Here is a 24,430-nt window from a genome sequence, read left to right as displayed (position 1 = left end):
CAAGCGGCCCCTCACCGGACGGTGAGGGGTTTTTCTGCGTCTTATGGGTCAACTTGCCACTCAACACGTAGTTATCGGGTGCTTGCACACAGTGCACATGTCTTGTGATGCTATGACCGCTTTTGACGGATGAGTTGACCAGGGTCGGCTGATCTTGACTGAGCTCGACAGGACTTGATTGCGCTTGACCGAGAAGGGGTGGCGTTGACCGTGCCGGCCAGTACTGCGCCCGAAGCACCACCCGTGACCCCGCAGGCGAGCCTCCCGCCCGCCACCAGCGCCCCCAGCACGCCCAGCACCCCCAGCAGCAGGGGCGCCGACACCAGGGCCCTGACGCAGGTGCTCTTCGCCGAGCTCAAGGACCTCGAACCGGGGAGCCACGAGCACGGCCGCGTCCGCGGTGCGCTCATCGAGGCCAATCTGCCGCTGGTGCGCTACGCCGCCGCCCGCTTCCGCAGCCGCAACGAACCGATGGAGGACGTCGTCCAGGTCGGCACGATCGGCCTGATCAACGCCATCGACCGCTTCGACCCCGAGCGCGGCGTGCAGTTCCCGACCTTCGCGATGCCCACCGTGGTCGGCGAGATCAAGCGGTACTTCCGCGACAACGTACGAACCGTCCACGTGCCGCGCCGCCTTCACGAGCTGTGGGTGCAGGTGACCGGGGCGACCGAGGACCTCACCACGACGCACGGGCGCTCGCCCACGACCGCGGAGATCGCCGAGCGGCTGCGGATCACCGAGGAGGAGGTCCTGGCCTGTATCGAGGCCGGACGTTCCTACCACGCAACGTCGTTGGAGGCGGCCCAGGAGGGCGACGGGCTTCCCGGCCTGCTCGACCGGCTCGGCTACGAGGACCCCGCGCTCGACGGCGTCGAGCACCGCGACCTCGTCCGGCATCTGCTCGTCCAGCTTCCCGAGCGCGAACAGCGCATCCTGCTCCTGCGCTACTACAGCAATCTGACGCAATCACAGATCAGCGCCGAATTGGGCGTTTCCCAGATGCATGTGTCAAGACTGCTGGCCAGAAGCTTCGCGCGACTTCGATCCGCAAACCGTATCGAGGCGTAACCGTATCGAGTGGACTGCTCCGCGAGCAGTTTCCGACTGCTTTGCGAGCAGAAAAGCCCCAGACCCCCTCTTTCCTGCATCGATGTCACTCTTCTTTGTCGACATGTAACTACAGCGTGTTGCCGACATGTGACATTCTGCTGGAACCGCGTTTGCCGGAGCCCCACGTCCGGTATTCAGGTGGAGGCTGCGTTCCTCCGACGGGAACGTGTGCCGCGACCGTCCGCGACCCAAAGGGGGTGGCATGTCCGCAGACCAGGGCAGCTCGAAGGTGCTCACGCTCACGAAGAGCGAATCAGCGCCCGACGCGCTTGTGAGTTCCAGTGTTACCGGAGCTTCGAGTGCCATCGACACCCGCACCCTGTCCCGCTCCCTGTTCCTGCGGCTCGCCGCACTCGACAAGGACAGCCCGGAGCGTGTCTACGTAAGGGACACGCTGATCGAGCTCAACCTCCCGCTCGTGCGGTATGCGGCGGCGCGCTTCCGCAGCCGCAACGAACCGATGGAGGACATCGTCCAGGTCGGCACGATCGGCCTGATCAAGGCGATCGACCGATTCGACTGCGAACGGGGCGTCGAGTTCCCGACGTTCGCGATGCCGACCGTCGTCGGCGAGATCAAGCGCTTCTTCCGCGACACGAGTTGGTCGGTGCGCGTCCCGCGCCGCCTTCAGGAACTGCGGCTCGCGCTGACGAAGACGAGCGACGAGCTGGCCCAGAAGCTGGACCGCTCGCCCACCGTGCCCGAACTCGCCAGGGCGCTCGGGGTCTCCGAGGAGGACGTGGTCGACGGCCTGGCCGTCGGCAACGCGTACACCGCCTCCTCGCTCGACTCCCCGGCCCTGGAGGACGACGGCGGCGAGGGCTCCCTCGCGGACCGTCTGGGGTACGAGGACAGCGCTCTGGAAGGCGTCGAGTACCGCGAGTCCCTGAAGCCGCTGCTCGCCAAGCTGCCGCCGCGCGAGCGCCGCATCATCATGCTGCGCTTCTTCGCGAACATGACGCAGTCGCAGATCGGCGAGGAGGTCGGCATCTCCCAGATGCACGTCTCGCGGCTGCTCACGCGGACGCTTTCGCAGCTGCGGGAAGGGCTCATCGCGGACTGATCGCGCTCCCCCTGTGGCCCGGGATTCCCAGGACGCCGCAGGGGGACCGGAGTTACCGGCGGCGGCGGAGTTGCTGACGTGGTTCCTAATTGACGACCCGTCAGACACACTGGCGCGATGCGACGTGGCATACGGAACGTACTGAGCGCGTCTACGGCTGCCCTGTGCCTGGGCGGGGTCCTCGCCGCCTGTGGCGGCGGGAGCGGCGACGACGGCTACGTGGCCACGGGTCCCGCCGGCGCGGGGCCTGAGCGGGCTGCGGGCAAGGGTGTTGCCCCTACCGGGGACGTGGAGTTGATACCGCTGGACGGCGAGTCGCCTTCCGGCGAGGGTGACGGTGACGGCGGCAAGGGTGGCTCTCCCGCGCCGTCGGAGTCCGGCTCCGGCGACTCCTCCGGCAAGTCCGCCGACAGCAAGGCCGGTTCGAGCTCACCGGCCGACCCGGACGCGGGCGGATCCTCGACCGACGGCGCCAAGCCCGGTCGTACGGGCAGCAGTTCGGGAAGCGGCTCTGCGGGGCCTTCTGAGGGCGGGGCGAGCGGTTCTCCCTCCGCGCCCGGCGGCGGCTCCAGCGAGAAGCCCAGCGGGCCCGCGAAGCTCAGCGTGGGCGATCCGAAGCGTGCGCCCGCCGACGACCGCTGGTGCGAGAAAGTGACCGTCTCCTTTCGCAACACCGGGGGGTCGGCGGTGCGGTCGGGAACGGTCACCTTCGAGACGCACATCATCGGGGCGCTCGGCGTGGACTGGGCCACGATCAAGTCGACCGAGAAGCTGCCCGCGCCCATCGCCGCGGGGAAGACCGTGAAGAAGACCTGGCCTGTTTGCGTCGAGGCGTGGCGTGTGCCGCTGGGCATGCATGTGGAGACGCAGGACGTCTCCGTTAAGTGGGAGTAGCGGGTTTTTCGACTGCGGTCCGGCCGTGGCTGGTCGCGCCCACGCGGCGGAGCCGCATATGTCACAGCCCCGCGCCCCTAAGCGCCCCTCCGGGGCGCTCCGGAGCGCCCGTCCCGGCCGGGAGGTCTACTTCAGTGCCAGCCAAGCCACCCCCGCCACCACCGCGATCGCGAGTACGACACCGATGATCAGGCCGATGCGCGGGCCCGCGGGGGCTGCGGCCGGCTGCTGGGCTCGGCCCTGGGGGGTCTCGTCGACGAACGCACGGAACATCTGCGTGCTGCCGGCGGGGTCGGGGTTCTGGGGGCCCTGGGGGTTGTGTGCCATAGCGCAGGACCCTAGCGAACCATCGGGGGTCGGCCCAACCCCCGCTGACCACGGACTTTACTGGCGCGGTCCCAGAGCTTTGCCGACTCTTTAGGCGGTTGGTCCAGTTTTAGTTTGCCTGCGGCAACCAACTGTCTCTATCGTTGCCCTAAGCAACAACATAGGAGGTGTCGTGGCCGCGCAGCGTCATTACGAGGACCTGGCCCGACAGCTCAGCGCGATCGGTGCCGTGAAGCGCGGCCTCGGACGAGGCTTGCCGCACGACTGCCCGGGCGGGTCCGCCGCCGTACTCATCCTGCTCGACCGGCACGGAGAGATGCGGATGAGCAGGCTCGCCGAGCTGCTCGCCGTGGACATGTCGGTGACAAGCCGCCACGTGGCCCACGTAGCCGAGAAGGAGTGGATCCTGCGGGATCCCGACCCCGCCGACAAGCGCTCCCGGATCCTGCGCCTGACCCCCGAGGGCAAGGCAAAGGTCGATGAGCTGTCAGAGCTGTCCATCAGGACACTCACCCACTACTTGCATGACTGGTCGGACGAAGAAGTCGTCCAGCTCAGCACGCTGCTCGCGCGACTGCGCGACAGCTTCGGGGACTGCCGCGCGGCTTCGGCCCGGCTCCCCTTCGAAGAGACCACCCGTACACCCGCGTAATGAAGAGGAAGCCCATGGCAACAACCACACCATCCGGTGTGCGGGGCAGCCACGCCAAGCACGGGGCGACTCATGACGAGAACGCTCCGATGACGCACCGGCAGATCATGGAGGCCCTTTCCGGCCTCCTGCTCGGCATGTTCGTCGCGATCCTGTCGTCGACGATCGTCTCCAACGCCCTGCCCGAGATCATCGGCGACCTGGGCGGCGGCCAGTCCGCCTACACCTGGGTCGTGACCGCCTCGCTCCTGGCGATGACGGCGACCACGCCCCTGTGGGGCAAGCTGTCGGACCTCTTCAGCAAGAAGGCCCTGGTCCAGATAGCCCTGATCATCTACGTCGGCGGTTCGATCGTCGCGGGTCTCTCGCAGAGCCCCGAGATGCTGATCGCCTGTCGCGTCGTGCAGGGCATAGGCGTGGGCGGTCTCTCCGCCCTCGCACAGATCGTGATGGCCGCGATGATCTCCCCGCGCGAGCGCGGCCGCTACTCCGGCTACCTCGGCGCGACCTTCGCCGTCGCCACCGTCGGCGGCCCGCTGCTCGGCGGCGTCATCACCGACACGTCGTGGCTCGGCTGGCGCTGGTGCTTCTACGTCGGCGTGCCCTTCGCGATCATCGCGCTGATCGTCCTGCAGAAGACCCTGAAGCTCCCCGTCGTGAAGCGGGACGTCAAGGTCGACTGGGGCGGCGCCTTCTTCATCACCGCGGCCGTCTGCCTGCTCCTGGTCTGGGTGACCTTCGCGGGCGACAAGTACGACTGGATGTCCTGGCAGACCGGCGCCATGGTCGGCGGTTCCGTCGTCCTCGGCCTGCTCTTCCTGCTCGTCGAGTCCAAGGCGAGCGAGCCGATCATCCCGCTGCGCCTCTTCCGCAACCGCACCATCACCCTCGCCTCGCTCGCCTCGCTCTTCGTGGGTGTCGGCATGTTCGCGGGCACGGTGTTCTTCAGCCAGTACTTCCAGCTGGCGCGCGACAAGTCGCCGACGATGTCCGGTGTCATGACGATCCCGATGATCGGCGGACTGTTCATCTCCTCGACGGTCTCGGGCCAGATCATCACCAAGACCGGCAAGTGGAAGGCCTGGCTGGTCACCGGCGGTGCGCTCCTGACCGCGGGCCTCGGCCTGCTCGGCACGATGCGCTACGACACCGAGTACTGGCACATCGCGATCTTCATGGCGCTCATGGGTCTCGGTATCGGCATGATGATGCAGAACCTGGTGCTCGCCACGCAGAACCAGGTCGCTCCCCAGGACCTCGGCGCCGCGAGCTCGGTCGTCACCTTCTTCCGTTCCCTCGGTGGCGCCATCGGCGTCTCGGCGCTCGGCGCCGTGATGTCGACCCGCATCACCCACTACGTGAAGGACGGCCTGGCCGACCTCGGCCCGAAGGCACAGGAGATGGGCCACGGCGGCACCGGCGGTGGCGGCATCCCGGACCTGGACAAGCTCCCGGCTCCGTTCCGCACGGTCATGGAGAGCGCCTACGGGCACGGCATCGCCGACGTCTTCCTGATCGCCGCTCCGCTGGCGTTCCTCGCCTTCCTGATCACGATCTTCATCAAGGAGGTTCCGCTGCGTACGTCCGGAGCCCTTGCCCAGGCCGCCGAGTCCGCGGACGCCGGCACCCCGGCGGCCACCCCGTCGGCCGCCGCCGCCACCGCCCCGGCCACCGACGAGCAGCCGGTCATGGCCTCCGTCGGCGCGCACACCGAGACGGGCCCCGAGGGCACGCAGAAGCTCGCCGCGGTCGCCTCGTCGGCCGCCGGTGAAGCCCTGCCGCAGACCTTCGGCGGCGGCACTCCGGTCCACGGCTTCGTCCGCGGCGCGGAGAGCACCCCGGTCCCGCGGGCCGCGGTCACGCTGATCTCCCTCGCGGGACGGCAGCTGGGCCGTGCGGTCGCGCAGGGCGACGGGTCCTACGCGGTGGACGCGCCGGGCGCGGGCTCGTACGTACTGATCGCTTCGGCCGACGGCTTCCAGCCGCAGGCCTCCACGATCGTCGTCTCCGACGAGGCCCTGAACTACGACATCCTGCTGAGCGGCACGAGCGGCCTCAGCGGTGTGGTGCGGGCCTCCGACGGCAAGCTGCCGGTGGCGGGCGCGATGGTCATCGTGACCGACGTGCGCGGCGATGTCCTGGCCACCGGGCTCACCGGCGAGCAGGGCGAGTTCACCTTCGCCGAGCTGGTGCCCGGACAGGTCACCATCGCGGTGAACGCCGCGGGTCACCGCCCGATGGCGCTGCCCGTCGAGGTCGGCGCGGTCGGCGTCACCCGGGTCGAGGTCGAGCTGAACTCCGGTTCGCAGGTGCTCGGCACCGTGCGCGCCAAGGGCGGCCCGCTGAACGACGCCCGCGTCACCCTGGTGGACGCGGCGGGCAACGTCGTCGCCACCGCGACCACCGGGTCCGACGGCGCGTACGCCTTCAGCGACCTGGACAGCGGCGAGTACACGGTCATCGCGACCGGCTACCCGCCGGTGGCGACGGGTCTGACCGTCGCCGGTGAAGGTGTCGGTGACCACGACATCGAACTCGCCCACCCCGGCGAGTAGTTGCCCCCGGCCCGTGCGCGCGCTTCGAGCGGATGAGCGCGCACGGGCCGGTTGTGGAAGGGCCCCCGGACCGGCGGTGACGCACACGGCAGGGGACGGCCGTGTCACCGCCGCCGGGGGCCGCACACTTTCTTTTGAGCTTTGAGCCTTTTGAGCTCTGAGCTTTGAGCTTGGCAAGGAGTAAAACGGGATGGGACTCAGCGCTCGGATTCGGACGCGGGACGGGTGGGCGGTATCCCACGCCGTCGTCACCCTCACCGACATGACCGGTACGCAGGTGCTGCGGGCCGCGGCGGACCAGGACGGCGCCGTGCGCGACGCGACGGACCTGACGCCGGGGGCGTACACCGTGATCGTCACCGCGGTCGGCTACGCGCCAGTGGCCTCGACCGCCATGGTGACGGCGAGCGGCCGTGCCGAGGTCGGCAACATCGTGCTGGCCCGGCAGGGCGGCACCGAGCTGCCGCCGCCCGGTCCCTGGACCATCGACCCGGCGCACTCGACGGTGGGCGCGGTCGCCCAGCACCTGGGGATCACCAGTGTGCACGGCCGGTTCACGGAGTTCGGCGGGCGCGTGGAGATCGCCGAGGACGTGGAGAAGTCCCGCGTCGAGGCGGTCATCAGGTCGGCGTCCATCGACACCGGCAACGGCATGCGCGACGGCCACCTGAAGTCGCCCGACTTCCTGGACGTCGAGCAGTACCCGGAGCTGACCTACCGTTCGACCGGCCTCACGCCCGCGGGCTCGGACCGCTGGACGGTCCACGGAGAGCTCGGCATGCACGGTGTCGTACGCCCGGTCGACCTGGACCTGAGCTACCTCGGCACCGGCGCCGACCCCTGGGGCGGCACGCGCGCGGCGTTCCGGGCCACGGCCGAGCTGCGCCGGGAGGACTTCGCCATGAACTACAACCAGGTGGTCCAGGCGGGCATCTCGGCGATCGGTACGACCCTGCGGGTGGAGCTGGACATCCAGGCGGTCCAAGGGGAAGCCCTCCCCCAGGTCTAGCGGAACGTGCGGGTCTAGGGTGCGGGACATGGCACCCAACATTGCTACCAACACCACGGTCTCGATCGATGAGTTGCTCGACTTCGTCCGTCCAAGGCACCGCGCGATCCTGCTGACGGGCCGGTCGGACGGAACCCCGCAGGGTTCGCCCCTGACCTGCGGGGTCGACGACTCCGGACGGATCGTGGTGTCCACGTATCCGGAGCGGGCCAAGACGCGCAACGCCAAGCGGAATCCGCGGGTGAGCATCATCGTCCTGAGCGACGAGTGGAACGGCCCGTGGGTGCAGATCGACGGCACGGCCGAGGTCATCGACTCCCCGGACTCGGTGGAGCCGCTCGTCGAGTACTTCCGCAACATCTCCGGCGAGCACCCGGACTGGGACGAGTACCGCGAGGCGATGGTCAAGCAGGGCAAGTCCATCATCCGGATCACTCCGGAGCGGTGGGGCCCGGTGGCCACCGGGGGTTTCCCGGCGGCGAAGGCCTAGCGACAGGCTTGCGAGGGCCCAGCGGCAGGCTTGCGAGGGCCTGGAACCGCTGTTTACGGGCCGGGCTTGAGCATCGACTCGATGCCCGCGATCAGCAGGTCGAGGGCGACGGAGAAGTCCAGCTCCCACATCTCCTCGACCGTGGACCCGCCCCGCGCCTTCATCATGTCGGCGGAGCTGTTCAGGGTCTCCTCCAAGGTCGGGTGGTCGTTCACCGCACCCATGGCCTCGTCGAAATACTCCCCCGGCGTCATCCCCGCCGCCGCGCACCGCGCGATGTAGTGGCCCTGCACCGTGCCGAATCCGTACACGAACTGGAAGACCGCGGCGATCGTGCCGGCCTGTTTCTCCGTCGGCAGGCCGGTCCCGCGGACCACCTGCTGCACGCTCAGGGCGAACTTGATCCAGTTCGGGCCGATGTTGAGGAAGTTGCCGATCAGCGGCGACACCCAGGCGTGCCTGACCAGCAAAGCGCGGTACTCCTGGGCGAGTTCGCGCAGCGTCTCGCGCCACCGGTCGGGGGTGACCGGCTCCGTGCCCGGCAGCTTCATCTCCCCGGCGACCTCGTCCAGGGCCAGTTCGAGGAGGTCGTCCTTGGTGTCGACGTACCAGTACACGGACATCGCCGTGACGTTCAGGTCCGCGGCGAGGCGGCGCATGGAGAACTTGGCGAGGCCCTCTTCGTCCAGGAGGCGGACGGTGGCCTCGGTGATGCGGTCCCGGTCGAGGCCCGACGGCTGATCACTCCTGCGGCCCGAGCCGTTCCGGAGGGCCTTGCCCTCCAGCCAGACACTGGTCCGCGCGGGGCGCTTCGCGCTGTCGGCTGCCTTCGCCATGGCGCACCTTCCTGGTCCTGAGCTCTTGTACTGGTACCGGTGGTCCCACGGTGGGCGACAGACCGGAATCGGCCAGTCCGTCGCCCACCCGTCGATGCTATGCGGACGCCGTGGCCGGGTCCGTCTTCGCAGAGTCTGCCCTCTCCGCACGCTTCAGCAACGCGGCCGCCACCATGCCCCCGAGGAACACGGCCACCGCCCCCACCAGCTGACTGGTCTCCAGACCGGAGGAGAACGCGTCGGCGATTTTCGTACGTTCGGCATCGGATCCGGCGGCCGCGAGGGCGGCGGGCAGCGAGGCCGCGGAGACGGTGACGAGCGAGGCGAAGCGCGAGTTCAGGACAGCGCCGAGGACCGCTACGCCGAGGCCGTTGCCGAACTCCGCGAGCGTGCCGTTGACGCCCGCGCCCACGCCGGCCTTCTCCGGCGGGATCGCGCTCATGATCGCGTTGGCCATGGCGGGCATGGCGAACGCGATGCCCGCGCCCATCACGATGAGACCGGCCAGCATCCCGGTGTAGTTGTCGCCGCCGAACACGGCGATCGCGGCGAGGCCCGCGGAGAGCAGGGTCATGCCGATGGCGATCGTCGCCGGGGTGCTGGTCTTCTTCAGGAGCCATGCGCCCAGGCCCGTCAGGTTGAGCACGACGACGGTGACCGCGAGCGGCGCCGTGCGCAGGCCCGCCTCCAACGGCTCGTATCCGAGGACGAACTGGAGGTGCTGGGTGAGCAGGAACAGCGAGCCGCCCAGGCCGAAGGCGACCAGGATGGCGCCCGCGACGGCCCCGATGAACTTCTGGTTGCGGAAGAAGTGCATGTCCAGCATCGGGTACGGGATGCGCAGCTCCCACCAGACGAAGATGCCGAGCACGACCACGCCGACCCCGGCGGCGGCGAGCACCTGCGTCGACGTCCAGCCGTGCTCGGGCCCGGAGATGATCGCGTACACGACCGAGGCCATGCCGATGGTGGAGAGCAGCGCGCCGAGCAGGTCGGGCCGGTCGCCCTGCGGGTTCTTGGACTCGGGGACCAGCTTGACCACGGCGGCGAGCGCGATGAGCGCCACGGGGATGTTGATCAGGAAGATCGCGCCCCACCAGAAGTGGTTGAGCATGACGCCGCCCATCAGCGGGCCGAGCGCGAAGCCGAGGGAGTTGACGGTCGACCAGAGGCCGATCGCCTTCATCCGCTCGCTGTCGTCGAAGATCTGCACGACCACCGCGAGGGTGGTGGTGATCAGGAGCGCACCGCCGACGCCCATCCCGGCCCGCGCGGCGATGAGCTGCGCGGAGGACTGGGAGAGGCCCGCGACCAGCGAACCGATGCCGAAGAGGGCGAGGCCCGCGGTGAGCATCTTCTTGCGGCCGTAGCGGTCGGACGCGCTGCCCGCGGTGAGCAGCAGGCCGGACTGGACGAGCGAGTAGGCGTTGATCATCCACTGGATGTCGGCCGTGGACGCGTCCAGTTCCTTGGTGAGGGAGGGGATGGCGACGTTCAGGACGGTGTTGTCCAGGAGGACCGTGAGCTGAGCCAGGCAGATGACGCCGAGGATCAGCCAACGCTGGGGGTGCCCTTGTGAGGGGGTGGGGGTCTCGGCGGCCATCGATGCCGTCATGCCCTCTCCTTCTGCTTATACGGTGTACGTGAGCGGTGTCGTACACCGTAAAGCATCTCTCGTACGGCGTACAAGGTGGTTTCGGTGGACATGACGAGGAGGCCTTACGGCGGGCATGACGCGAGGCTTTACGGCGGGCATGACGAAGGGGCCGGCCGCAGTGTGCGGCCGGCCCCTGATCGTGCGGGTCAGGAGCTGGGTCAGCTCTTCTTCGGCTGGGTCAGGTCGTAGAAGGTCGAGCTGCCGACGGTGACCTTCTTGTAGGTGTCCTCCACCCAGGAAGTGATCTTGGAGGAGGTGCCGCTGTCGCCGCCCATGCCGCCTCCCATGCCACCGCCGGAGATGAAGTAGTGGATCTTTCCGTCCTCGACGTACTGCTTGAACTGGGCGAGCGTCGGTGACGGGTCGCTGCCGTTGAAGCCGCCGATGGCCATCACCGGGTCGCCGGTGGCGAGTTGGTAGCTCGCGGCGTTCTGCGAGCCGATGGCCGCCGCCGCCCAGGTGTAGTCCTCGGCGTCCGCCTCAAGGAGCTTCTTCGCCTTGGCGCTGACCTGGGCGCCGTCGAGGAGGCCGCCCATGCCGCCGCCTCCGCCCATGCCGCCGCGCTCGCCGGTACGGCCGCCGGGCATGGCACCTTGCTGCTTGCCGTTCTGGCCCTGGGAGTTGCCGCCCTGGCCGTTCTGGCCCGGGGGCTGGCCCATGCCGCCGCCGTTCTGACCGCCGGGCGCCTGGCCGTTCTGGCCCGTCTGACCGTTCTGGCCGGGCGGCTGCATCCCGCCACCGCCGCCACCGCCCCCGCCAGGACCACCGCCCCCGCCGGGCCCACCCCCACCAGGCCCACCACCCATCCGCCCCGCCGAAGCAGGCCCCGCGGTCACGATCGACCCGGTGTGTGCGCTGTTCACGGTGGAGAGGGTGTACGCGACCGGCCCCGCGAGGGACGCGGCGAGGCTCAGCCCCACCGCAGCGAGGGCGAACCCGCGCCCGAGCCGCGCCGCGAGCACCAGTCCGAGCGCCCCCGCGAGGCCGCCGACGAGCACCGCCCACCGCAGCCACGGCAGGTAGTCCGGGGTCCGGCCGAGCAGGACGTACCCCCACCAGGCCGTGCCCGCGACGCTCACGCCGAGCAGCGCGCCCGCCCACCACTTGGCCCGCTCCTCCCACAGGACCGTGGCGCCCATGCCGATCAGCGCCGCGATGTAGGGGGCGAGGGCGACCGTGTAGTACTGGTGGAAGATCCCCGCCATGAAGCTGAAGACGGCCGCCGTCATCAGGAGCGAGCTGCCCCAGGCCACGAACGCCGAGCGCACGGTGTCGGTCCTGCGCGCCTTCCAGGTCAGGATGATGCCGCCGACGAGCAGGATCAGCGCGGCGGGAAGGAGCCAGGAGATCTGCGCGCCGACCTCGGAGTTGAACATCCGCCCGAGCCCGGTCTCGCCCCACTGACCGCCACCGCCACCGCCGCCTCCGCCGGGGCCGCCCCCGCCGCCGACGCTGCCGGTCTCCTCGCCGTTGATGCGGCCCAGGCCGTTGTAGCCGAAGGTCAGCTCAAGGAAGGAGTTGTTCTGCGAGCCGCCGATGTACGGGCGCGAGGACGCGGGCCAGAGTTCCACGATCGCCACCCACCAGCCACCGGCCACGATCATCGCGAGCCCGGAGAGAGCCAGCTGACCGAAGCGCTTGCGCAGCCGCACGGGCGCGCACACCGCGTACAGGACGGCGAGCGGCGGCAGGATCAGGAACGCCTGGAGCGTCTTGGCGAGGAAGGCCAGACCGACCGCGACGCCCGCCCACACCAGCCACTTGGTGCGGCCGTGCTCCAGTGCGCGCAGGACGCAGTACACGGTGACGGTCATCAGGAGCGCGAGCAGCGCGTCGGGGTTGTTGAACCGGAACATCAGCGCGGCGACCGGCGTGAGCGCGAGCACCGCGCCCGCGATCAGCCCGGCCGCCGGACTGAAGCGGCGGCGCACGGCGGCGTACAGGACACCGACCGTCGCGACGCCCATGAGCACCTGCGGGGCGAGCACCGCCCAGGAGTTGAGCCCGAAGAGGCGTACGGACAGGGCCATCGGCCAGAGGGCGGCCGGGGGCTTGTCGACGGTGATCGCGTTGCCCGCGTCGAGCGAGCCGAAGAACATCGCCTTCCAGCTCTGGCTGCCCGCCTGGACGGCCGCGGAGTAGAAGGAGTTGGCGTAGCCGGACGCGCTGAGGTTCCAGAGGTAGAGGACCGCGGTCGCGAGGAGCAGCCCCAGGAAGGCGGGGCGCGCCCAGCGCGGGTCGTCGAGGCGCCCGCGCCAGAGCCGCGCGGGCAGGGACCGCGTGCCCCGGTGGGCGCGCTCACCCGGCGTCGCGAGAGGCGGCGCGGGCGGCGGCACGGGCGGCGGCACGGGCGCGTGGGAAGTCGTCGTCATCGTGCGTTCCTCGGGTCGTGTGCGTAGGTGAGCTCGTACGGGGTCTCGGGCGGCGGCGTCACGTCGGCGCGGTGCTCGGGGAAGACCCAGGCCCGAAGGAGCAGGAACCGCAGCACGGTCGCCGCGAGGTTGGCGGCCACGAGCACCGCCAGTTCCGTGCCGTGGGAGGCGTTGCCGGACGCCGCGCCGAGTGCGGCGAGCGAGCCGCTGGTCAGGGCGAGGCCGATGGCGAAGACCACGAGGCCCTGTGCCTGGTGACGCATCGCGCGGTCGCGGCCCCGCACTCCGAAGGTCAGCCGGCGGTTGGCGGCGGTGTTGGCGACCGCGGACACGAGCAGGGCGAGCGCGTTGGCCACCTGGGAGCCCGAGAACGTACGGAAGCCGGAGTACAGGAGCAGGTAGAAGAGCGTGGAGAGCGCGCCAACCACGCAGAAGCCGACGAGTTGGCGGGCCAGGCCGCGCGGCACTCCGGGCAGTTGGCGGTCGCGCGGGTCGTCCCCGAAGGGGCGTGTGAGGCGGTCGAGGGGGAGCGCGCCGACGGCGAGGGCGCGCCCGACCCGCCAGACTCCCTTGAGGTCGTCCGTGGCCGTCTTGACCAGGTGGACCGTCGAGTCCGGGTCGTCGACCCAGTCGACCGGCACCTCGTGGATGCGCAGGCCCGCGCGCTCGGCGAGCACCAGCATCTCGGTGTCGAAGAACCACCCGGTGTCCTCGACGAGCGGAAGCAGCACCCCCGCCACATCACCCCGGATCGCCTTGAACCCGCACTGGGCGTCGGAGAAGCGGGCCTGGAGCGAGCCGCGCAGGATGAGGTTGTACGAGCGCGAGATGAACTCCCGCTTCGGGCCGCGCACCACCCGCGAGCTTCGCGCGAGCCGGGAGCCGATCGCCAGGTCCGAGTGCCCGGAGATCAGCGGCGCCACCAGCGGGAGCAGCGCGTTGAGGTCGGTGGACAGGTCCACGTCCATGTAGGCGAGGACGGGTGCGTCCGAGGCGGACCACACGGCGCGCAGGGCGCGTCCGCGCCCCTTCTGCTCAAGGCGCGTGTACCGGACCTCTTCGCTCGACGCCGCGAGCCGCTCCGCCACCTCGGGGGTGCGGTCCGTGGACGCGTTGTCCGCGATGGTGATGCGGAAGGGGTAGGGGAAGGTCCGTACGAGGTGATCGTGCAGGCGCAGCACGCACGGCCCCAGATCCTTCTCCTCGTTGTAGACGGGGATCACGATGTCCAGGACGGGAACGTCGCGCCATCCGGCGGGGAGGTGGGCCCGGGCCGGCAGAGGGACCGAGCAAGCACCGCCCGAAGCAGAGTCGGTTTGCATGACACCGACATTCGCCAAGTGGTCTGTCAGGCCTGTGTGGTGAGCCTGTGGCCCGCCTGTGAGTCCCATCCGGCGCCGCTGACCTGCGGCGATGACTGTTCCGATACGGCGGGCAGCGTCACCGTGAAGACGGTACGACCCGGCACGCTGTCGACCGTCACACCACCGCCGTGCGCCGCCACGATGGCCTGTACGAGGGCGAGGCCGAGCCCCGTGGAACCCGCGTTGCGCGAGCGCGAGGCGTCGCCGCGGGCGAACCGTTCGAAGACGTGGGGGAGGAGCGCGGGGGAGATACCGGGGCCGTTGTCCTCGACCTCAAGGCACACGCCGGGTCCGGCCCGCCGCACGCGTGCGGTGACCTTTGTGCCCGGTGGGGTGTGCGTACGCGCGTTGGCGAGGAGGTTGACGACGACCTGCTGGAGTCGGGCCGGGTCGGCGAGGACGAGCGCGGGCTCGTCGGGCAGCTCAAGGGCCCAGTAGTGCTCGGGCCCCGCGGCGCGCGCGTCGCTGACGGTGTCCACGACCAGCGGTGAGAGATCAGTGCTCTGATACGAGAGCGGCAGTCGGGCACCCGGCATGCCGGGGCCGTTTCCGCCGGGGCCGTTTCCGCCGGTACGCCCGGCGTCCCGCCCCTCGTCGAGGCGCGCGAGCAGCAGCAGGTCCTCCACGAGGCCCGTCATGCGCTGCGCCTCGGACTCGATGCGCCCGAGCGCGTGCCGGGTGTCGGGCCCGGTCGATTCCCTTCCCCTCCGCGTCAGTTCGGCGTATCCGCGGATCGAGGCCAACGGCGTACGCAGCTCATGGCTGGCGTCCGCGACGAACTGGCGTACGCGCGTCTCGCTCTCCTGGCGTGCGTGCAGCGCGGAGTGGACGTGGTCGAGCATCCGGTTGAGCGCGGCGCCCACCTGGCCGACCTCGGTGTTGGGCGCCGTGTCGGGGACGCGCTCGTGCAGGGCCACCTCGCCGCTGTGCAGAGGGAGTTCGGAGACGCGGGTGGCGGTGGCCGCCACCCGCCGCAGCGGCCTGAGCGCGACGCCGACCATCACCGCGCCGGTGAGCGAGGCCGCGACCAGGCCCGCCGCCGTGACGCTGACCTCGACGATGATCAGCGTTTCGAGGGTGTTCTGCACCTTCGCCGTGGGGATGCCGACGAGGAAGTCGCCGTTGGGGCCCGTCTCGTACTTCACGCGGTATCCGCCGAGGCCGGGAATGTCGACGTTGTGCTCGTCCCTGTCGCGCGGCACGGACGCGAGCGCGTCCGACTGGGCCGCGTCGAGGTGCTTGGTCTGCGGCTCGATGCTTCCGCTGTCCGACTCGTTGCTGACCAGCGCCTCCCCCACCGAGCCGTCGTCCTCGACGACGGCCCCGATGGTGCCGATCTCCTGGGGCCCCTTGGAGACGAACCGCAGCGGATCGTTCTCCGCGTCCCCGCCCCCGGACAGGCCGCCGGGCATATCGGCCCCCGGCTTCGGCTGCGGGCCCGCCGCCCTCATCGCCACGGCGCCGAGCGAGGTGTCCAGCTGCTCGTACAGATGCGAGCGCAACGCGATGGTCGTCACCGTGCCGATCACCGCGCAGACCACGGCGATCAGCGCCACCGCCGAGACGACGAGCCGCGTCCGCAGCGACCGCGGCTGCCGTCTCCGCCTCATGAGGCGGCTGCCGCCTCGGTCGCGGGAGCGGGCTTGATCAGGTAACCGGCGCCGCGCCGCGTGTGGATCATCGGCTCACGCCCCGCGTCGATCTTCCTCCGTAGATACGAGATGTAGAGCTCGACGACGTTGGCCTGGCCCCCGAAGTCGTAGTTCCACACGCGGTCCAGGATCTGCGCCTTGCTGAGCACGCGCCGCGGGTTGCGCATGAGGTAGCGCAGCAGCTCGAACTCCGTGGCGGTGAGGTGGATGGAGTCCCCGCCGCGCGTCACCTCGTGGCTGTCCTCGTCGAGGGTGAGGTCGCCTACGGCGAGGACGGACTCGCTGCGCCGGTCGGAGGCTCCCGCTCGGCGGATGAGGCCGCGCAGCCGCGCGACGACTTCCTCCAGGCTGAAGGGCTTGGTGACGTAGTCGTCGCCCCCGGCGGTAAGACCGGCGATGCGGTCCTCGACGGCGTCCTTGGCCGTCAGGAACAGCACCGGTACGTCGGGCAGCTCACGCCGGAGGCGTCCGAGTACGGCGAGGCCGTCCATGTCCGGCAGCATCATGTCGAGCACGACGGCGTCGGGCCGGAAGGAACGGGCGGCACGGACCGCGCCGGCGCCGTCGCCTGCGCTGCGTATCTGCCAGCCCTCGTAGCGCAGGGCCATGGAGAGCAGCTCGGTCAGCGAGACTTCGTCGTCGACGACGAGGACGCGGACGGGGCTGCCGTCCGCCCTGAGCAGTTCGGTACGCCCCTGGGGCGAGGTCGTAGTCATGCCGTACAGCTTGTGCGGGCGCCGTGAGAGCAAGCTTTCGGCAACCTGTGAATTCCCTGAGAAACGGGGGAGGGCTACTTCTCGGGGTGGCTGGTCCCCCGCTCAGCAGCGGGGCTGCAACTCCGAGGGCGGCTCGAAGTGCTCGGCGTAGGGGCTACGCCTCCGCGCTGCTCGGGCTACTCGGCAGAGGGGGCTACGCCTCCGCGGGCCGCTCGGCCACGAAGGAACCGAGGCCGACCTCAGCTCGGACGAGCCCTTCCGCCTTGAGGTGGGACAAAGCTTTCTGCGCGGTCGAAGCTGCGATGCCGAACTCCGTGGACAGCTCAACTACGGAGGGCACCTTGGCACCCACGGGGTAGGTGCCATCGGCGATACGAGCGGCAATGGCCGCTGCTACCTGGCGCCAAACGGGGCGCGTTCGATCGAGTTCCGAACTCATGCAGTGGACGCTAAAACACTGCGGTACACCGTGCGACCGCGGTAGACTCCGGTAGACCTCGATGACTGAAACATCGAAAGACCCCCGCGACGGGCGCAACCGTCCGGGGGCGTGGCCATCAGCCTCAAAGGAGCTGACGACATGACCGACCTTATCCGCCGCCTAACCGCCTGGGTGAGACTCCTCCTGATCCCCCGCGCCCCGCGCCCGGCGACCGCCGCCCCCGAACTGCTGCCGACGCCACCGCACCCCGAACCAGCCCCCACCCCCCGCAGCCGCTACGGCCTAGACGCCCTGCTCCCCCTCGCCGGTGAGGCGACCCGCCCCGTACGCCAGTACCTCATCGCCCACGAACAGCACAGCCGCCGACGCGAACTGTTGCTGGCCACCCTCGGTGTGGACACCCCCGGCCCCTACTGGATCCACGGCATGGAGGTCGCCCGATGAACGACGACGCCGACGACTTCATCAGCCCCGCCCGCCTGCTCCCCTGGCCCGGCCCCGAGGGCAAACCCTGCTACTTGATCGGCGACGCCACCGGCCCCGTATCCCGCGTCGCCGACGCCATGGAGTCGGTCCAGCTCGGCATGGGCGGCGAGCTGGTGACGTACGCGCGGGACATGATCCCCAACGCCTCCGAAACCGAAATCCGCTACCTCGCCGAGCGCTTGACGGAGGCACTCCAAGACGCCCTGCGCGTAGCGGAAAGCCGAGGCCAACGGCTGCGCTGAGCCAGGGCATTGCAAGAAAGTCCCGTGACATCCAGCCGCGTACGACCTGCCACGGGACTTTCTTGCAACAGGCGCGGCGCAGCTACTCCCCCCGCTCGAACCCGTAACTCCGCTCCACCTTGGCGACATGGACGACGTACTTCTCGTACCACTCGCCCCGCCCCCGCTTCTGCGCCGTGCGGTGCTCCGTGTTGCCGCTCCACTGCTTGATGGCGTCCACGTCACGGAAGTACCCGACCGTTATGCCGAGCCCGCCGGGCGTCCGCGCGGACTCGATCCCGAGGAAACCCGGCACGGCGGTGACGAGTTCCTCCATACGGTCGGCGGTCTCGGCGTAACCGTCGTCGTGGCCGCCTTCGGCCTCGGTTCTCAGCGAGGTGAACACGACGGCGTAGTAGGGAGGTTCAAAAGGCTGGACGGGCGCGGCGGGCACGACGGAGGCGACAGGCGCGACAGGGTGATCACTCATGTCCCACAGAATTGGGCGCCGCCATCCCCCTGTCCACCCTCCGCCCGCCTTCATTGCCGTACGGGCAGAGAGACTTGACCATCCGGTCAGCCAAGAGGGGGCCTGGCTCAGAAGAGACCCCCCTGAACCACCGGCACCTCCCGCACCGGCACGGTCGTACGTTCCGCGTCCCGCGCCCCCTCAAGCCGCCACCCCCGCAGCAGCCGACTGTCGAGAACGACGAGACGCCCGCCGTCGTCGAGATACAGATCGGGCCCGGCCACCGCGACGAGATCCCCCCGCACCACGCCACCGTCGACGAGCTCGGTGACCGCGAACCCGCCGCCGGCGCCCGCAAGTCGCCCCACCCCGAACACCTCGCCGTGGTCCACGACGCCGACGCCCCGCTCCCCGAGGGGCAGCCGCTCCAGTGACTCGGGCCATCCGGCGAGCGCGAGGGAGAAGCCGTGCAGCTGCTCCAGTTCGCGGCGCCTCTCGGCCACCCCCGGCAGGGTCGCCCGTACGGTCCGCTTCCGCGCGTACGAGATCCGGTCCGGCACCCCGAGTGCGACGCGCAGCAATTCCTCGGCCCGGCGTGCCGCCATCAGGGGCCCGCGCCCCAGCCAGGCGAAGGCCACCGCCCCCTGTTCGAGGAGGCGGGCCGGGCCCCGCTCCTCGCGGGTGATGCCCACCTTCACCAGGCCCGCGCCGAACCACGCGAGGTAGACGCGGTAGGTCCGGGGATCGTCGGCGATGGTGTCGGCGGCCACCGAATGCGCCCGGTCGAGCCGCGCGCACTCGTCGCAGCGGGCCTGCGTCCCGCGCGCGGGTACGGCGGCGGCGACCGGGCAAGGGTTGCCCCGCGCGCCCACGCACTCCCGCCGCCCGAGCGCACGGAACCCCACCCGCCGGCCCACGACCAGCGGGCTGACGTCCCCCCGCTCCCACACGAGCCCGGGCCGCTCCGGATCCGCCCAGCTCAACCCCGCACTGCGCCACTCCATGGGGACAGTCTTACGCCCGCCACTGACAAGCGGCTCAGCGTCAGCCTCAGCAGCTCACGTGCTTGCCGGGTGCGGTGTGCAGGACCCGTACGAACTCCCGGTAGAGGCCGACCCGGTGCTTCACCTGCTCGGGCTTGCCCCCGTCGCACTCGGGGCCGTTGAGGCTGCGGATGGTCTCGCCGAAGCCCTTCCGCTGCATCATCGCATCGTGCCCGGTGACGGTGGCCATGCCGGTCTGGGTGTTCCAGTACCAAAGGGCGGTCATCCAGGCGACCTTCGGATCGCGCTCCACGAGTGAGGGGTTGTTGAGAAGGTCGATGCCGAGCGCGTCACCGGCCGCCTTGTAGTTGAAGTTCCAGCTCAGCATGATCGCGCCGCGCCCGTAGTACGCGGACTCGCCCGCCGGGCACCCGTAGGGCTGGGTCTTGTCGCAGAAGATCGGGTACGTGGACTCGTCCTGGGCCACGACGTAGAAGAGGCCGCCGGTCTCGTGGCTGACGTTGGCCAGGAAGGCGGCTGCCTCCTGGCGCCGCACCGCCTTGCTGCCCGTCCGCGCGAACTCGGGGTACGCACGGGTGGCCTCGACGAGACCGTCGTACGTGAAGAACGAGTTCCGCTCGGGGAACATCCGCTCGAACTGGGCCTCGCTGACGACGAACCGCGTCTTGCCCCGCTCCTCGGCGCCGCCCCGCTCCTCGGCGTTGCCCCGCGCCACGGAGTTGCTCCGCTCTCCGGTGGCGGCGACGGCTCCCGGCCCGCTCACCCCGGAGCCCACCCCGCAGGCCACCGCGAGCGCGACCAGAACGGCAAGCCCTCGTCTTCTCCACACCGCGCCATCACTCCCTGCTGCCTCGAACGTCGCCCATCCCGGGCGGGATTGGTCCGGACCATTGTGCCGTGCATGTCAATGACGCCCGTGAGAGCCGACATCGCGGGAGTTAAAATCCGGCCATGGCACTGACCATGAACGACGTGGACCGGTTCGAGGCCGCGAGGCCCCGCCTGGAGGCCATCGCCTACCGCCTCCTGGGCTCGTCGAGCGACGCCGAGGACGCCGTGCAGGACACCTTCCTGCGCTGGCAGGCCGCCGATGTCGAGCGCATCGAGGTCCCCGAGGCCTGGCTGACGAAGGTCCTCACCAACCTCTGCCTCAACCAGCTCACATCGGCCCGCGCCCGGCGCGAGACCTACGTCGGCGAGTGGCTGCCCGAACCGCTGCTGGCCGGCGACCCGATGCTCGGCCCCGCCGACACCGCCGAACAGCGCGAGTCCCTGTCGTACGCGGTCCTCAGGCTCATGGAGCGCCTCTCGCCCGACGAGCGCGTGGTGTACGTGCTGCGGGAGGCCTTCGGCTACCGGCACCGCGAGATCGCCGAGATCCTCGACATCACCGAATCCGCGGGCCAGCAGCTCTTCCACCGCGCCAAGAAGCACGTCGCGGAGGGCAGGACCCGCACCGCCGAGATCGACGAGGCCGCGGCCATGCGGATCGTCGAGGAGTTCCTCGCGGCCGCCACCAGCGGCCGGACCGAACCGCTGGTGGCGCTGCTCACCGCGGACGCCGTCGCGATCGGCGACGGCGGCGGGAAGGTCCCGGCCCGCGCCAAGGCGTTCGAAGGCGCCGTCGCGGTCGCCAAGTTCATGCGGGGCCTGTTCAAACCGAGCCAGGCCAAGCGCGCCTACGTCGGCGGCTCCCCCGAGGCCCACGTCACGACCGCCAACGGCGCCCCCGCCATCGTGGCGGTCATCGACGGCCGGGTCGTCGGCATCATGTGCCTGGAGATCACCGCCGACGGCATCGCGGCGTTCCACAACCAGGTCAACCCCGACAAGCTCGAACGCGCGACCCGGCAGTGGGCGGCCACCGACCACGGGGAACCCGCGCTGCGCGAGGCCTTCTGACCAGCGATGACGACCATGTGACGTGCTTCACATCCTGCTCCTGTCAGGAAACGGCGGGCTGCCCGGTTCAAGGGGCGCAACCCGCCGAAGAGCCGATGAAGAGCTGACAGGAGCCAGACCATGCAGTCCACGCAGACCACTCAGTCCACGCAGACCATGCCGCAGCACCGCATCATCGTCATCGGAGCCGGATACACCGGAGCCATCGCCGCCGGACGCCTCGCCAAGCGGCTGCACCGCGACGACGTCGCCATCACCCTCGTCAACACCGAACCCGACTTCGTCGAGCGCGTCCGCCTGCACCAGCTGACCGCCGGCCAGGACCTCAGGCCCCGGCCCTTCGGCGAGATGTTCGCGGGCACCGGCGTCGAGCTGAAGCTCGCGCGGGTCACGGCGGTGGACGCCGACCGCAAGACCGTCACCGTCACGGCGGTCGACGCGGCAGAACCGCGCGTGGCAGAACCGCGCGAGGAGGAACTGGAGTACGACACCCTCGTCTACGCCCTCGGCAGCGGCTGGAACACCCAGGGCGTCCCCGGCACCGCCGAGCACGCCCACCAGATCGCGAGCCGCCCCGGCGCGCTCCGCCTTCGCGAGCGCCTGGCCGGTCTCGGCGCCGGAGAGACCGTGGTCGTCGTCGGCGGCGGGCTCACCGGCCTGGAGGCCGCGACCGAGATCGCCGAGTCCCGCCCGGACCTCGACGTCGCCCTCGCCGCCCGCGGCACCCTCGGCGACTGGCTCTCGCCCAAGGGCCGCGACCACGTACGGAAGGTCTTCGGCAAGCTCGGCATCACCGCGTACGAGCAGGCGGCGGTCGCCGAGGTGCGGGAGGACGGCGTCACCACCACCGACGGCACGACGATCCCGGCCGCGGTCACCCTGTGGACCACCGGCTTCGCCGTCCACCCCATCGCACGGGCCACCACCCTGGAGGTCACCGAGTCGGGCCAGATCGTGGTCGACCGGACCATGCGCTCGGTGTCGCACCCGGACGTGTACGCGATCGGCGACGCGGCCATGGCGATGGGCCCCGGCGACAAGCCCCTGCGGATGTCGTGCGCCACCGGTACCCCCATGGCGTGGCAGGCCGCCGATGCCATCGCGGCCCGCCTGACCGGCGGGAAGATCCCGAAGACCCCGATGCGCTACTTCAACCAGTGCATCTCCCTCGGCCGCAAGCAGGGCCTGATCCAGTACGTCACCGCCGACGACCGCGCGGTCCGAGCGGCCCTGACGGGACGGCTCGCCGCGGCCTACAAGGAAGTGATCTGCAAGGGCGCGGCCTGGGGCGTCGCCAACCCGATGACGGGGATGCCGAGCCGCCCCCGCCGCGTCGTACGGGAACAGCTCCGGGCGGGCGCAGCCGTCAAGACACCGGCCTGAAGCCGGACCGGCACGCTCCCCCTCCTGTCGCGGGCGCCCCCGGGGTCACCTCCGGGGGCCGTTTTCGGCATTCGCCGGGACCTGCGCGGCGGGGAGGAGTAACCTCCCGGTCACGGAAAGTGGCCAGCCTGCGTACGCAGGCACCGGAGGATGGGGATGAGCAGGGAAGAACAGGTCGCCCGCGCTTTCGTGGAACTCGCCGACACCCTGGCGGACGACTTCGACGTCATCGACTACGTGGAGCGGCTGAACTCCCGCTGCCGCGAGATCCTCGACATCACGGACGCCGTCGTCCTGCTGGCCTCCCCGGAAGCACCGGCCTCCCCGGAAACCCGTCTGTACATCCCGGCAGCGCCAACCTCCGGCGCCCTCGGCATCCACGACACCGAGCCCGCCGAGACAGCCGAGACCGACAAGACAGCCGAGACCGCCAAGGCCGCACTGCTCGACGCGGCCCTGCGCGAAGGCCCCGCGGTCGACGGCTACCGCACCGCCGCCGCCATCGCCCCCGGTTACCTCGGCGCCGCTCCCGCCCTCTGGCGCGACTTCACCTTCCGGGCCCGCGCGGCCGGCTACACCTACGCGGGTGCCGTGCCCCTGCGGCTGCGCACCGAGACCCTCGGCAGCCTGCTCCTGCTGCGCACCGGCCACGGCCCGATGCCGGCCGCCGACCTCGCGCTGGCGCAGGCGCTCGCCGACGCCGCCGCCATCGGCCTGCTCCACGCCCGCACCCTCCGGCAGGCGTACACCCTCAACGAACAACTCCGTACGGCCCTGCACACCCGCATCGTCATCGAACAGGCCAAGGGATTCCTCGCCGCCCGCCGCGGCATCTCCCTCGCGGAGGCCTTCGACACCCTGCGCCGCCGCGCGCGCCACCACCGCGTCCGTCTCGCCGTCGTCGCCCAGGACGTCCTCGCCGACCGCGGCCTTCCCAGTGCGCCGCCCGCCGCCAGAGACCCGGGCCGGGACACACCGTCCCCATAAAGCCCCTACGTACGTACCGGGGGGTCGCCGCACGGCCTCTCGTCCAGCAACCAGTGAGGAGGCAGGATGCTCAACCCGGTCGACACCTTTCGAGTCGCCGACGCCTTCGAGCGTTGCGAGCGGCTGCGCAACAAGGCCCTGGAGACGATCGAGAGAGCCCGCCAGATGCGGTCCGAGTCGGTGGAGATGCGGCTGCGGGCAGCACAGATCCGCGCCGACCGAAAGCAGTGGCTCGCGTTACGCCGAAGCGAAGACATAGCGAGCCGCCCCGCCACGCCCGGCACACTCCCGCCCGGCGGTACGACTCCCGCCGTGCGGCTCACCACCCTGGCCGCCTTCGTGCACGCCCGCCTCGACGAGGAGGAGGCCTCCGCGGACCTCTTCCACAGAGCCGACTGCCCAGCGCCCCGGGCCCCCGGCGACAGCGGCCGGCCCCGCTGCGACTGCCGCACCCCACGCCGCATGCACCAGCAGATCGCCGACCGCCGGAGCATCGCCCACAGCAGCGAGGCCGTCATCCGCGAGGCCGATCACACCGCCCCCAACTGGCCCCACAACGAGATCAGCGCCCTCCAGGACCTCCAGACCCTCGCCCTGGCCTACGAACTGCACCACCTGTGGCAGGAGGAATGGCGCCCGTAACGCCGAAGGCCCCGTGGATCTCTCCACGGGGCCTTCGACCTGCTGTGCACTCGGCAGGATTCGAACCTGCAACCTTCTGATCCGTAGTCAGATGCTCTATCCGTTAAGCTACGAGTGCTTGATTTTTCTTTTGTTTGCCTTCGCTCCCCGGCCTTTCGGCCCGCTCGCGGCGACAGGAAGAACATTACATGACC

The 24,430-nt window shown here is 70.3% G+C and carries 24 protein-coding genes and 1 tRNA gene; 13 read left to right on the top strand and 12 right to left on the bottom strand.

Features of this window, described 5'->3' with window-relative positions:
• The first annotated feature begins 198 nt into the window (after positions 1 to 198).
• The 3 genes from ABZ906_RS23975 to ABZ906_RS23965 all read left to right on the top strand — a co-directional run bounded on the left by ABZ906_RS23975 (position 199) and on the right by ABZ906_RS23965 (position 3,070).
• Positions 199 to 1,071: an RNA polymerase sigma factor SigF gene (locus ABZ906_RS23975; RefSeq protein ID WP_361193521.1), complete on the top strand. Its 873-nt coding sequence runs from the start codon at positions 199 to 201 to the stop codon at positions 1,069 to 1,071.
• Positions 1,072 to 1,315: 244 nt separating this feature from the next.
• The gene (locus ABZ906_RS23970; RefSeq protein WP_361193523.1) at positions 1,316 to 2,176 is read left to right on the top strand and encodes an RNA polymerase sigma factor SigF; all 861 of its coding nucleotides are present in this window, start codon (positions 1,316 to 1,318) and stop codon (positions 2,174 to 2,176) included.
• 117 nt (positions 2,177 to 2,293) lie between these two features.
• Complete coding sequence (locus ABZ906_RS23965) at positions 2,294 to 3,070, top strand: hypothetical protein (protein ID WP_361385705.1); 777 nt, start codon at positions 2,294 to 2,296, stop codon at positions 3,068 to 3,070.
• Positions 3,071 to 3,196: 126 nt separating this feature from the next.
• On the opposite strand, the gene ABZ906_RS23960 is transcribed toward ABZ906_RS23965, so the two are convergent.
• Positions 3,197 to 3,397, bottom strand: coding sequence for a hypothetical protein (locus tag ABZ906_RS23960; protein WP_361193527.1), 201 nt, complete (start codon positions 3,395 to 3,397; stop codon positions 3,197 to 3,199).
• A 172-nt stretch (positions 3,398 to 3,569) separates the two neighbouring features.
• On the opposite strand from ABZ906_RS23960, the gene ABZ906_RS23955 reads away from it, so the two are divergent.
• The 4 genes from ABZ906_RS23955 (at position 3,570) to ABZ906_RS23940 (ending at position 8,103) form a co-directional block, all read left to right on the top strand.
• Positions 3,570 to 4,049 (top strand): MarR family transcriptional regulator, encoded by a 480-nt coding sequence (locus tag ABZ906_RS23955; protein WP_361193529.1) that lies wholly within the window; start codon positions 3,570 to 3,572, stop codon positions 4,047 to 4,049.
• 14 nt (positions 4,050 to 4,063) lie between these two features.
• Positions 4,064 to 6,604: an MFS transporter gene (locus ABZ906_RS23950; protein WP_361385702.1), complete on the top strand. Its 2,541-nt coding sequence runs from the start codon at positions 4,064 to 4,066 to the stop codon at positions 6,602 to 6,604.
• A gap of 190 nt (positions 6,605 to 6,794) precedes the next feature.
• Entirely contained in the window at positions 6,795 to 7,613 is an 819-nt protein-coding gene (locus ABZ906_RS23945) for a YceI family protein (RefSeq protein WP_361193535.1), read from the top strand.
• A gap of 28 nt (positions 7,614 to 7,641) precedes the next feature.
• A complete protein-coding gene (locus ABZ906_RS23940) occupies positions 7,642 to 8,103 on the top strand; it encodes a PPOX class F420-dependent oxidoreductase (RefSeq protein ID WP_361193538.1) in 462 nt (153 codons plus the stop codon).
• 53 nt (positions 8,104 to 8,156) lie between these two features.
• Here the strand turns inward: ABZ906_RS23940 and ABZ906_RS23935 are convergent, their stop codons facing one another.
• From ABZ906_RS23935 to ABZ906_RS23905, 7 genes are all read right to left on the bottom strand, one after another.
• Positions 8,157 to 8,939, bottom strand: coding sequence for a TetR/AcrR family transcriptional regulator (locus ABZ906_RS23935; protein WP_361193541.1), 783 nt, complete (start codon positions 8,937 to 8,939; stop codon positions 8,157 to 8,159).
• 97 nt (positions 8,940 to 9,036) lie between these two features.
• Entirely contained in the window at positions 9,037 to 10,554 is a 1,518-nt protein-coding gene (locus ABZ906_RS23930) for an MFS transporter (protein WP_361193544.1), read from the bottom strand.
• Positions 10,555 to 10,754: 200 nt separating this feature from the next.
• Positions 10,755 to 12,968, bottom strand: a complete 2,214-nt coding sequence (locus ABZ906_RS23925) for a glycosyltransferase family 39 protein (RefSeq protein WP_361385699.1) — start codon at positions 12,966 to 12,968, stop codon at positions 10,755 to 10,757.
• Positions 12,965 to 14,290, bottom strand: coding sequence for a bifunctional glycosyltransferase family 2/GtrA family protein (locus tag ABZ906_RS23920; RefSeq protein ID WP_361385696.1), 1,326 nt, complete (start codon positions 14,288 to 14,290; stop codon positions 12,965 to 12,967). The genes ABZ906_RS23925 and ABZ906_RS23920 overlap by 4 nt, the downstream gene beginning before the upstream one ends.
• A 26-nt stretch (positions 14,291 to 14,316) precedes the next feature.
• Positions 14,317 to 15,942 (bottom strand): HAMP domain-containing sensor histidine kinase, encoded by a 1,626-nt coding sequence (locus ABZ906_RS23915; protein WP_361385693.1) that lies wholly within the window; start codon positions 15,940 to 15,942, stop codon positions 14,317 to 14,319.
• The gene (locus tag ABZ906_RS23910; RefSeq protein ID WP_361193554.1) at positions 15,939 to 16,700 is read right to left on the bottom strand and encodes a response regulator transcription factor; all 762 of its coding nucleotides are present in this window, start codon (positions 16,698 to 16,700) and stop codon (positions 15,939 to 15,941) included. The genes ABZ906_RS23915 and ABZ906_RS23910 overlap by 4 nt, the downstream gene beginning before the upstream one ends.
• Positions 16,701 to 16,893: 193 nt before the next feature.
• On the bottom strand, positions 16,894 to 17,139 hold the full coding sequence (locus tag ABZ906_RS23905) for a winged helix-turn-helix domain-containing protein (protein ID WP_361385690.1): 246 nt from the start codon (positions 17,137 to 17,139) through the stop codon (positions 16,894 to 16,896).
• A gap of 141 nt (positions 17,140 to 17,280) precedes the next feature.
• On the opposite strand from ABZ906_RS23905, the gene ABZ906_RS23900 reads away from it, so the two are divergent.
• Positions 17,281 to 17,586, top strand: coding sequence for a hypothetical protein (locus ABZ906_RS23900; protein ID WP_361385688.1), 306 nt, complete (start codon positions 17,281 to 17,283; stop codon positions 17,584 to 17,586).
• Positions 17,583 to 17,870 (top strand): hypothetical protein, encoded by a 288-nt coding sequence (locus ABZ906_RS23895; protein WP_361193560.1) that lies wholly within the window; start codon positions 17,583 to 17,585, stop codon positions 17,868 to 17,870. Before ABZ906_RS23900 ends, ABZ906_RS23895 begins: the two co-directional genes overlap by 4 nt.
• An 82-nt stretch (positions 17,871 to 17,952) precedes the next feature.
• Here the strand turns inward: ABZ906_RS23895 and ABZ906_RS23890 are convergent, their stop codons facing one another.
• The 3 genes from ABZ906_RS23890 to ABZ906_RS23880 all read right to left on the bottom strand — a co-directional run bounded on the left by ABZ906_RS23890 (position 17,953) and on the right by ABZ906_RS23880 (position 20,037).
• Entirely contained in the window at positions 17,953 to 18,339 is a 387-nt protein-coding gene (locus tag ABZ906_RS23890) for an antibiotic biosynthesis monooxygenase (protein ID WP_361385685.1), read from the bottom strand.
• A gap of 107 nt (positions 18,340 to 18,446) precedes the next feature.
• Positions 18,447 to 19,322 (bottom strand): DUF2797 domain-containing protein, encoded by an 876-nt coding sequence (locus ABZ906_RS23885; protein ID WP_361385682.1) that lies wholly within the window; start codon positions 19,320 to 19,322, stop codon positions 18,447 to 18,449.
• A gap of 46 nt (positions 19,323 to 19,368) precedes the next feature.
• On the bottom strand, positions 19,369 to 20,037 hold the full coding sequence (locus ABZ906_RS23880; protein ID WP_361385890.1) for a chitinase: 669 nt from the start codon (positions 20,035 to 20,037) through the stop codon (positions 19,369 to 19,371).
• Between the two features lie 236 nt (positions 20,038 to 20,273).
• On the opposite strand from ABZ906_RS23880, the gene sigJ reads away from it, so the two are divergent.
• From sigJ to ABZ906_RS23860, 4 genes are all read left to right on the top strand, one after another.
• On the top strand, positions 20,274 to 21,224 hold the full coding sequence (sigJ, locus tag ABZ906_RS23875) for an RNA polymerase sigma factor SigJ (RefSeq protein WP_361385679.1): 951 nt from the start codon (positions 20,274 to 20,276) through the stop codon (positions 21,222 to 21,224).
• 156 nt (positions 21,225 to 21,380) lie between these two features.
• The gene (locus tag ABZ906_RS23870) at positions 21,381 to 22,607 is read left to right on the top strand and encodes an FAD-dependent oxidoreductase (protein ID WP_361385886.1); all 1,227 of its coding nucleotides are present in this window, start codon (positions 21,381 to 21,383) and stop codon (positions 22,605 to 22,607) included.
• A gap of 156 nt (positions 22,608 to 22,763) precedes the next feature.
• A complete protein-coding gene (locus ABZ906_RS23865; protein ID WP_361385676.1) occupies positions 22,764 to 23,594 on the top strand; it encodes an ANTAR domain-containing protein in 831 nt (276 codons plus the stop codon).
• Between the two features lie 66 nt (positions 23,595 to 23,660).
• Positions 23,661 to 24,236 carry a DUF6221 family protein gene (locus ABZ906_RS23860; RefSeq protein WP_361385672.1) on the top strand — a complete coding sequence of 192 codons (576 nt, stop codon included), beginning with the start codon at positions 23,661 to 23,663 and terminating at the stop codon, positions 24,234 to 24,236.
• 45 nt (positions 24,237 to 24,281) lie between these two features.
• Here ABZ906_RS23860 and ABZ906_RS23855 read toward each other — a convergent pair.
• A tRNA-Arg gene (locus tag ABZ906_RS23855) sits at positions 24,282 to 24,354 on the bottom strand.
• Positions 24,355 to 24,430 lie beyond the last annotated feature (76 nt).

The organism is Streptomyces sp. NPDC046925 (assembly GCF_040644915.1).
Classification (GTDB): domain Bacteria; phylum Actinomycetota; class Actinomycetes; order Streptomycetales; family Streptomycetaceae; genus Streptomyces.
This window is presented reverse-complemented; position numbering and strand designations above follow the sequence as displayed.

Coding starts and splice junctions, on each gene's coding strand:
- ABZ906_RS23970 (WP_361193523.1), top strand. CDS start 1,316: ATGTCCGCAGACCAGGGCAGCTCGAAGGTGCTCACGCTCACGAAGAGC.
- ABZ906_RS23965 (WP_361385705.1), top strand. CDS start 2,294: ATGCGACGTGGCATACGGAACGTACTGAGCGCGTCTACGGCTGCCCTG.
- ABZ906_RS23960 (WP_361193527.1), bottom strand. CDS start 3,397: ATGGCACACAACCCCCAGGGCCCCCAGAACCCCGACCCCGCCGGCAGC.
- ABZ906_RS23950 (WP_361385702.1), top strand. CDS start 4,064: ATGGCAACAACCACACCATCCGGTGTGCGGGGCAGCCACGCCAAGCAC.
- ABZ906_RS23945 (WP_361193535.1), top strand. CDS start 6,795: ATGGGACTCAGCGCTCGGATTCGGACGCGGGACGGGTGGGCGGTATCC.
- ABZ906_RS23940 (WP_361193538.1), top strand. CDS start 7,642: ATGGCACCCAACATTGCTACCAACACCACGGTCTCGATCGATGAGTTG.
- ABZ906_RS23935 (WP_361193541.1), bottom strand. CDS start 8,939: ATGGCGAAGGCAGCCGACAGCGCGAAGCGCCCCGCGCGGACCAGTGTC.
- ABZ906_RS23930 (WP_361193544.1), bottom strand. CDS start 10,554: ATGACGGCATCGATGGCCGCCGAGACCCCCACCCCCTCACAAGGGCAC.
- ABZ906_RS23925 (WP_361385699.1), bottom strand. CDS start 12,968: ATGACGACGACTTCCCACGCGCCCGTGCCGCCGCCCGTGCCGCCGCCC.
- ABZ906_RS23920 (WP_361385696.1), bottom strand. CDS start 14,290: ATGCAAACCGACTCTGCTTCGGGCGGTGCTTGCTCGGTCCCTCTGCCG.
- ABZ906_RS23915 (WP_361385693.1), bottom strand. CDS start 15,942: ATGAGGCGGAGACGGCAGCCGCGGTCGCTGCGGACGCGGCTCGTCGTC.
- ABZ906_RS23910 (WP_361193554.1), bottom strand. CDS start 16,700: ATGACTACGACCTCGCCCCAGGGGCGTACCGAACTGCTCAGGGCGGAC.
- ABZ906_RS23905 (WP_361385690.1), bottom strand. CDS start 17,139: ATGAGTTCGGAACTCGATCGAACGCGCCCCGTTTGGCGCCAGGTAGCA.
- ABZ906_RS23900 (WP_361385688.1), top strand. CDS start 17,281: ATGACCGACCTTATCCGCCGCCTAACCGCCTGGGTGAGACTCCTCCTG.
- ABZ906_RS23895 (WP_361193560.1), top strand. CDS start 17,583: ATGAACGACGACGCCGACGACTTCATCAGCCCCGCCCGCCTGCTCCCC.
- ABZ906_RS23890 (WP_361385685.1), bottom strand. CDS start 18,339: ATGAGTGATCACCCTGTCGCGCCTGTCGCCTCCGTCGTGCCCGCCGCG.
- ABZ906_RS23885 (WP_361385682.1), bottom strand. CDS start 19,322: ATGGAGTGGCGCAGTGCGGGGTTGAGCTGGGCGGATCCGGAGCGGCCC.
- sigJ (WP_361385679.1), top strand. CDS start 20,274: ATGGCACTGACCATGAACGACGTGGACCGGTTCGAGGCCGCGAGGCCC.
- ABZ906_RS23870 (WP_361385886.1), top strand. CDS start 21,381: ATGCCGCAGCACCGCATCATCGTCATCGGAGCCGGATACACCGGAGCC.
- ABZ906_RS23865 (WP_361385676.1), top strand. CDS start 22,764: ATGAGCAGGGAAGAACAGGTCGCCCGCGCTTTCGTGGAACTCGCCGAC.
- ABZ906_RS23860 (WP_361385672.1), top strand. CDS start 23,661: ATGCTCAACCCGGTCGACACCTTTCGAGTCGCCGACGCCTTCGAGCGT.